The organism is Mycobacterium sp., from assembly GCF_049683935.1.
Taxonomy (GTDB): Bacteria; Actinomycetota; Actinomycetes; order Mycobacteriales; family Mycobacteriaceae; genus Mycobacterium.
On record NZ_JBAUJR010000209.1, the window covers coordinates 1 to 6,605 of the forward strand.

General features: G+C 68.8%; 7 protein-coding genes and 1 riboswitch. Of the genes, 4 read left to right on the forward strand and 3 right to left on the reverse strand.

The window, feature by feature from the left end; translation table 11 throughout:
* The coding region (locus tag WA965_RS11605; RefSeq protein ID WP_526447549.1) for a hypothetical protein at window positions 1-83 on the reverse strand (83 nt) is incomplete at its 3' end.
* Window positions 73-182, reverse strand: a riboswitch (TPP riboswitch). Its footprint overlaps the gene before it by 11 nt.
* A 37-nt stretch (window positions 183-219) precedes the next feature.
* Here WA965_RS11605 and thiE point away from each other — a divergent pair.
* The gene (thiE, locus tag WA965_RS11610) at window positions 220-894 is read left to right on the forward strand and encodes a thiamine phosphate synthase (RefSeq protein ID WP_526447545.1); all 675 of its coding nucleotides are present in this window, start codon (window positions 220-222) and stop codon (window positions 892-894) included.
* On the opposite strand, the gene WA965_RS11615 is transcribed toward thiE, so the two are convergent.
* Window positions 878-1,369, reverse strand: a complete 492-nt coding sequence (locus tag WA965_RS11615; RefSeq protein ID WP_526296159.1) for an NUDIX hydrolase — start codon at window positions 1,367-1,369, stop codon at window positions 878-880. The two genes, thiE and WA965_RS11615, sit on opposite strands and share 17 nt — an antisense overlap.
* A 155-nt stretch (window positions 1,370-1,524) precedes the next feature.
* Here WA965_RS11615 and glnX point away from each other — a divergent pair, with 155 nt between their 5' ends.
* From glnX to WA965_RS11630, 3 genes are read left to right on the forward strand one after another with little or no spacing between them, the layout of a single operon-like run.
* Window positions 1,525-2,844 (forward strand): protein kinase G-activating protein GlnX, encoded by a 1,320-nt coding sequence (gene glnX, locus WA965_RS11620; RefSeq protein WP_526296161.1) that lies wholly within the window; start codon window positions 1,525-1,527, stop codon window positions 2,842-2,844.
* Window positions 2,845-2,853: 9 nt separating this feature from the next.
* Complete coding sequence (locus tag WA965_RS11625; protein WP_526296163.1) at window positions 2,854-3,816, forward strand: glutamate ABC transporter substrate-binding protein; 963 nt, start codon at window positions 2,854-2,856, stop codon at window positions 3,814-3,816.
* The gene (locus WA965_RS11630) at window positions 3,816-6,095 is read left to right on the forward strand and encodes a tetratricopeptide repeat protein (RefSeq protein WP_526296165.1); all 2,280 of its coding nucleotides are present in this window, start codon (window positions 3,816-3,818) and stop codon (window positions 6,093-6,095) included. The genes WA965_RS11625 and WA965_RS11630 overlap by 1 nt, the downstream gene beginning before the upstream one ends.
* Here WA965_RS11630 and WA965_RS11635 read toward each other — a convergent pair.
* The coding region (locus WA965_RS11635; RefSeq protein WP_526447547.1) for a TetR/AcrR family transcriptional regulator at window positions 6,085-6,605 on the reverse strand (521 nt) is incomplete at its 5' end. The two genes, WA965_RS11630 and WA965_RS11635, sit on opposite strands and share 11 nt — an antisense overlap.

A 6,605-nucleotide genomic window follows, 5' to 3' on the forward strand; every position in this document is an offset into this window, starting at 1 on the left:
CGGACGGCCCAGCCGTCCGCAGCGGCGCGACGCGCCACCGAAAGCCCGATGACGCCACCGCCGATGACGGCTAACGCTGGCATCGCTGCTCCCTTCGCCGGCATGACCCGGATCAGGTGTGACGGTAAGAGCGGCGCGCTCACTCTCAGTCCCCGTTGCCCGGGACTCCCGTGTGGTCGGCTACCAGCCTACGTCGGCGCGGGGTTAGCGTTTCGTGGTGTGAGTGACTCCGCACCACGGGCCAGGTTGCAGTCGGCCTCTCTGTACCTGTGCACCGACGCCCGCCGCGAGCGCGCTGACCTGGCCGAATTCGTCGACGCCGCGCTGGCGGGCGGCGTCGACATCATCCAGCTCAGGGACAAGGGATCTCCCGGCGAGCAGCGGTTCGGCCCGCTGGAGGCACGGCAGGAGATCGAGGCGCTGGCCGTCATCGCCGACGCGGCCCGCCGCCACGGCGCGCTGCTGGCCGTCAACGACCGCGCCGACATCGCCCTGGCGGCCGGCGCCGACGTGCTGCACCTCGGCCAGGACGACCTCCCGCTGTCGGTCGCACGCACCATCGTCGGGGACACGCTGGTCGGGCGGTCCACCCACGACGCCGACCAGATGACGGCCGCGTCGACAGAGCAGGTCGATTACTTCTGTGTCGGCCCGTGCTGGCCCACACCCACCAAGCCCGGCCGGGCGGCGCCGGGTCTCGACCTGGTCCGGGCGGCGGCTTCGGTCGGTACCGACAAGCCCTGGTTCGCCATCGGCGGAATCGACGCCGCCCGCGTCCCCGACGTGCTGGCCGCCGGTGCTCGTCGGATCGTCGTGGTCCGCGCGATCACCGCGGCCGACGATCCGAAGTCCGCCGCCGAGCAGCTGACAGAGCTGCTCAGCTCTGGTGGTTGAACGTCAGCGGGATCGAGGCCGTCAGGTCGCGGAGCCGCTGCCAACTCGCGGCGAAGCCGGGGTGCAGGGGGAGATCGGCCACCTCGTCCTCGGCGACCCACCGCAGTTCCGCGCTCTCCCTGTTCGGAATCGTGTCCAGCAGTTCCTCGGCGTCGGCGATGACGGTGGTGTAGGTCCACCCGGTCACCTCGGCGGTGACGACCGTGGTGCGCACGGTCAGCTGATCGGCGGGCAGTCCGGCCTCCTCCTGGGCCTCCCGCACCGCAGCCTGTTCGGGTGTCTCGTGGCTGTCGCGCGCCCCGCCGGGCAGTCCCCACGTTCCGCCCTGATGGCTCCAGATCGCCCGATGCTGCAGCAGCACCGCGGGCGATCCGTCGGGGCGGGGGGCCCGCAGCAGCAGTCCGGCCGCGCCGTGTCGGCCCCAGTAGGCGGCGCCGTTGGCCGAGACCACCCAACCGTCACCGTCGCCGCGCACGCGTTCAGGATAGGGAACAGATCCCGGTATCGGGGAAGTCACCGCTCGCGAATGCGCACACGTCGCACGGGAAACTCTTAGACTTCTTTCATAGAGTGTGGGTCAATCGGGACGAAGGCCGGGGAGATCGAGACCAAGATGGGGTCCGCGCAGACGTGACTGTGGAGTTGGCGCATCCGTCGACCGAGCCTCTCGCGTCCAGGTCACCCACCACCCCGGCGCATCCGCGCTGGTGGTTTTTGTGGACCACTCCCGGCCGCATCATGACGATCGGTTTCGTGTTGGCGGCGCTGGTGATCGGGAGCGCCTTCGCGACGTCGACGACGATCAACGACCGCCAGCAGGCGCTGACCACCGTTCTCAACCACACCGAGCCGTTGTCCTTCGCCGCCGGCCAGCTCTACACCACGCTGTCGGTCGCCGACGCCGCCGCGGCCACCGCGTTCATCGCCGGCGTCGAGCCCCGGGCGGTGCGACAGCGCTACGAGCAGGCGATCACCGATGCGTCGGTCGCGGTGACGCGCGCGTCGAGCGGTCTGACCGACGAGCCGATGGTCCAACTGCTCGGACGCATCAACGCCAGGCTCGCGGTGTACACCGGGCTGGTCGAGACGGCGCGCACCAACAACCGGGCGGGCAACCCCGTCGGTTCGTCCTATCTGTCCGAGGCCTCGTCGATGATGCAGCAGCAGATCCTGCCGGATGCGCAGCGGCTCTACGAGCAGACCTCGGCACGGGTGGATGCCGAGACCACGGCGTCGACCAGGATCCCCGGGCCGGTGATCCTGGTGGTGCTGGCCACGCTGCTGTTCGGGGCGTTCGCCAACCGCTGGTTGGCCAAGCGCACCCGGCGACGGGTCAACGTGGGATTCGTCGCCGGCGGGTTGGCGGTGCTGATCATGTTGATCTGGGTGGGCACCGCGCTGGTGATCTCCACGTCGGACAGCCGCAGCGCCAAGAACACCGCGGCGGAGTCCCTCAAGACGGTCACCAACCTGGCGATCACCGCCCAGCAGGCCCGGGCCGACGAAACCCTGTCGCTGATCAGGCGCGGCGACGAAGACATCCGCAAACAGTCCTACTACCAGCGGATCGACCTGATGCAGGAGCAACTGGTGCGCTACCTCGCGCAGGACGATTCGATCGACAAGTCGGATCTGGCCGACGCGGAGCAACTGCTGGACCGGTGGCGGGCCGCTGATGACCGGATCAGCGCCTACATCGCGGTCGGCAACTACCAGGCCGCCACCCAGGTCGCCCTCGGGGTGGGCGAGGACGACGCCACGCCCGCCTTCGACAAACTCGACGAGGCGTTGACCAAGGGCATCGAACAGAGCCGCAACCAGTTGCGCAGCGACATCGCCAACGCCCGTCGGGTGCTCTCGGGCGCGACCGTCGGCGCCGCGGCGCTCAGTGTCGCGGCGGCGATCGCCGTAGCGTTGGGCATCTGGCCGAGACTGAGCGAATATCGGTAGGCGAGGCAGATGAACAGGACCCTGGGGACTCTCGCGGCGGCGGTGCTGCTGCTGAGCGGGTGCGCGCAGGCGGCACCGATGGTTCCGACGCCGAGTGTCACGCTGGCGCCGCCGACACCGGCCGGCATGGAGGAACTGCCACCCGAACCGGCGCGGGCTCCGACCGTCGCCGACGACGACTGCGACCCGAGGGAAAGCCTGCGGCCGTTCGACACCGAAGCCGAGGCCGACGAAGCCGTCCGCAACATCAAGGAGCGCGGCCGGCTGATCGTCGGGCTGGACATCGGAAGCAACCTGTTCAGCTTCCGCGACCCGATCACCGGTGAGATCACCGGTTTCGACGTCGACATCGCCGGCGAGATCGCCCGCGACATCTTCGGGACCCCGTCACAGGTGGAGTACCGGATCCTGTCGTCGGCCGATCGGATCGACGCGCTGCAGAACAACGAGGTCGACGTGGTGGTCAAGACGATGACGATCACCTGCGAGCGCAAGGAGCTGGTGAACTTCTCCACCGTGTACCTGACCGCCGACCAGCGGATCCTGGCGCCGCGGGACTCGGCGATCCAGACCTCGGCCGACCTGTCGGGCAAGCGGGTCTGCGTCGCCAAGGGCACCACCTCGCTGGAGCGGATCCAGCAGATCACCCCGCCGCCGCTGATCGTCGGGGCGGTGACGTGGGCCGACTGCCTGGTCGCGTTGCAGCAGCGCCAGGTCGACGCGGTCAGCACCGACGACTCGATCCTCGCCGGGCTGGTGTCCCAGGATCCCTACCTGCACATCGTGGGCCCCTCACTGAACTCGGAGCCGTACGGGATCGGGGTCAACCTGGAGAACACCGGTCTGGTCCGTTACGTCAACGGCACGCTGGAACGGGTGCGTCGGGACGGCACCTGGAACACGCTGTACCGCAAGTGGTTGACGGTGCTCGGTCCCGCTCCGGCGCCGCCGGCTGCGAGGTACTCCGACTGATGACCACCTCCGAGGACGACTCCGACGACCCGGGCACCCAGCCCGCGAGTTTCGCAGACCTCGACGAACTCGGCGACGATTCGGCGTCGACGTTGCGTCCGATGGCCACGCAGGCGGTGTTCCGGCCGAACTTCGACGACGACGATGACGACTCGGTACAGACCAACGACACCGAACCTCAGGACCAGCCCACAACGCTGACGCGCACGGTGTCACGAACCCGCCGGCTCGGCGGCGGCCTGGTGGAGATCCCCCGGGTGCCCGCGGTCGACCCGCTGGCGGCGCTGATGACCGACCCGGTGGTGGCGGAGTCCAAGCGGTTCTGCTGGAACTGCGGGCGGCCCGTCGGCCGGTCGTCGCCAGAGGGCCGGGCTCGGTCGGAGGGCTGGTGCCCGCACTGTGGCAGCGCGTATTCCTTTCTGCCACAGCTGAACTCCGGTGACATCGTCGCCGACCAGTACGAGATCAAAGGCTGCATCGCGCACGGCGGCCTGGGCTGGGTGTACCTGGCGTTCGACAAGAACGTCAACGACCGTCCGGTGGTGCTCAAGGGTCTGGTGCACTCCGGTGACGCCGAGGCGCAGGCGATCGCGATGGCCGAGCGGCAATTCCTGGCCGAGGTGACCCACCCGGGGATCGTCAAGATCTACAACTTCGTCGAACACGACGACAAGCACGGCAACCCGGTCGGCTACATCGTGATGGAGTACGTCGGCGGCACCTCGCTCAAGCAGGCGACCCGGCTCAAACAGAGCGAGGGCTCGCGACTGCCGGTGGCCGAGGCCATCGGGTTCACCCTCGAGATCCTTCCCGCGCTGAGCTATCTGCACGTCAACGGCCTGGTGTACAACGACCTCAAGCCCGAGAACATCATGGTGACCGAGGACCAGCTCAAGCTCATCGACCTCGGCGCGGTCTCCCCGGTGAACTCGTTCGGCTATCTCTACGGGACTCCCGGATATCAGGCTCCGGAGATCGTGCGCACCGGTCCGACCATCGCCAGCGACATCTACACCGTGGGCCGCACCCTGGCGGCGCTGACGCTGCACATGCGGCTGCGCAAGGGCCGCTACGTCGACGGACTACCCGAAGACGATCCGGTTCTGGCGCAATACGATTCGTTCGGCAGGTTGCTGCGGCGCGCGATCGACCCCGACCCGCGGCGGCGCTTCCAGAGCGCCGAGGAGATGACCAGCCAGCTGCTGGGTGTGCTGCGTGAAGTGGTGGCCCAGGACACCGGGATGCCGCGGCCCGGTCTGTCCACGGTGTTCAGCCCGTCACGATCCACCTTCGGGGTCGATCTGCTGGTGGCGCACACCGACGTTTATCTGGACGGTCAGGTCCACTCCGAGAAGCTCACCGCGCAGGAGATCGTCAAGGCGCTGCAGGTCCCGCTGGTGGATCCGACCGACGTCGGCGCGACCGTGTTGTCGGCGACGGTGCTCAGTGAGCCTGTGCAGACCCTGGATTCGCTGCGCGCGGCGCGCCACGGCTCGCTGGATTCCGAGGGCATCGACCTGTCGCAGTCGGTCGAGCTGCCGCTGATGGAGGTGCGGGCGCTACTCGACCTCGGCGACGTCGCCAAGGCCACCCGCAAGCTCGACGAACTCGCTGAGCGGGTCGGCTGGCGGTGGCGACTGGTCTGGTTTCGCGCCGTGTCCGAGCTGCTCACCGCCGACTACGACTCGGCGACAAAACATTTCACCGAGGTACTCGACACACTCCCCGGCGAGCTGGCGCCGAAGATGGCGCTGGCCGCCACTGCCGAGCTGGCGGGTAGCGCCGACGAGCGCAAGTTCTACAACACGGTGTGGTCGACCGACCGCGGCGTCATCTCGGCCGGTTTCGGCCTGGCGCGTGCGCTGTCCGCGGCAGGCGAGCGCGACGCGGCCGTCCGCACTCTCGACGAAGTGCCGGCGACCTCCAGACATTTCACGACAGCACGGCTGACGAGCGCGGTGACACTGCTGTCGGGCCGGTCCTCCAGTGAGGTCACCGAGCAGCACATCCGCAACGCCGCCCGCCGGGTCGAGGCGCTGCCCGACACCGAGCCGCGGGTGCTGCAGATCCGGGCCCTGGTGCTCGGCACCGCCATGGACTGGCTGGCCGACAACACCGCCAGCACCAACCACATCCTGGGGTTCCCGTTCACCGAACACGGCCTGCAGCTCGGTGTGGAGTCGTCACTGCGGAACCTCGCCAGGGTCGCACCCACCCAGGCTCACCGCTACGCGCTGGTCGATCTGGCGAACAGCGTGCGGCCGATGTCTACGTTCTGAGTTCGATGTAGGTGCTCACCACATCAACCAGCGTCTGCAGATCCCGGGACTGATCCACCGGCTCGGGCCAGGTCATCTGCGCTACGACGATCCCGCGCAGCGTGTTCCAGATGAGGGTGCCGATGTGTGTCGCGTCGGGCGCGGCCAGCCCCTCGCCGAGCTGCCGTCCGAGATCGGTGAGCTTGGCCATCAACTCGGCGAGGTGCGCGTTGACCGCGGCGCCCCGCATACCGCGGGTGGAGATCAGAATCTCCAGCGCGGCCCGTGAGGTCGTGCTGGAGAACGCCTGCCACACGGCGTCGACGACAAACGCCACCCGGTCCCGCGCGCCCGGCGACGACGCCGGCGACAGCCCGGCCAGGGTGTCGAGCAGCTCGCCGAAGCCCTGATCGACCACGGCCATCAGGATCCCGTCGAGGTCACCGAAGTGGTACTGGACCACCCCCCAGGTCACCCCGGCGCGGTCGGTGATGTGCCGGACGCTGGGCGGCGCGAACCCCTCCTCGAGGA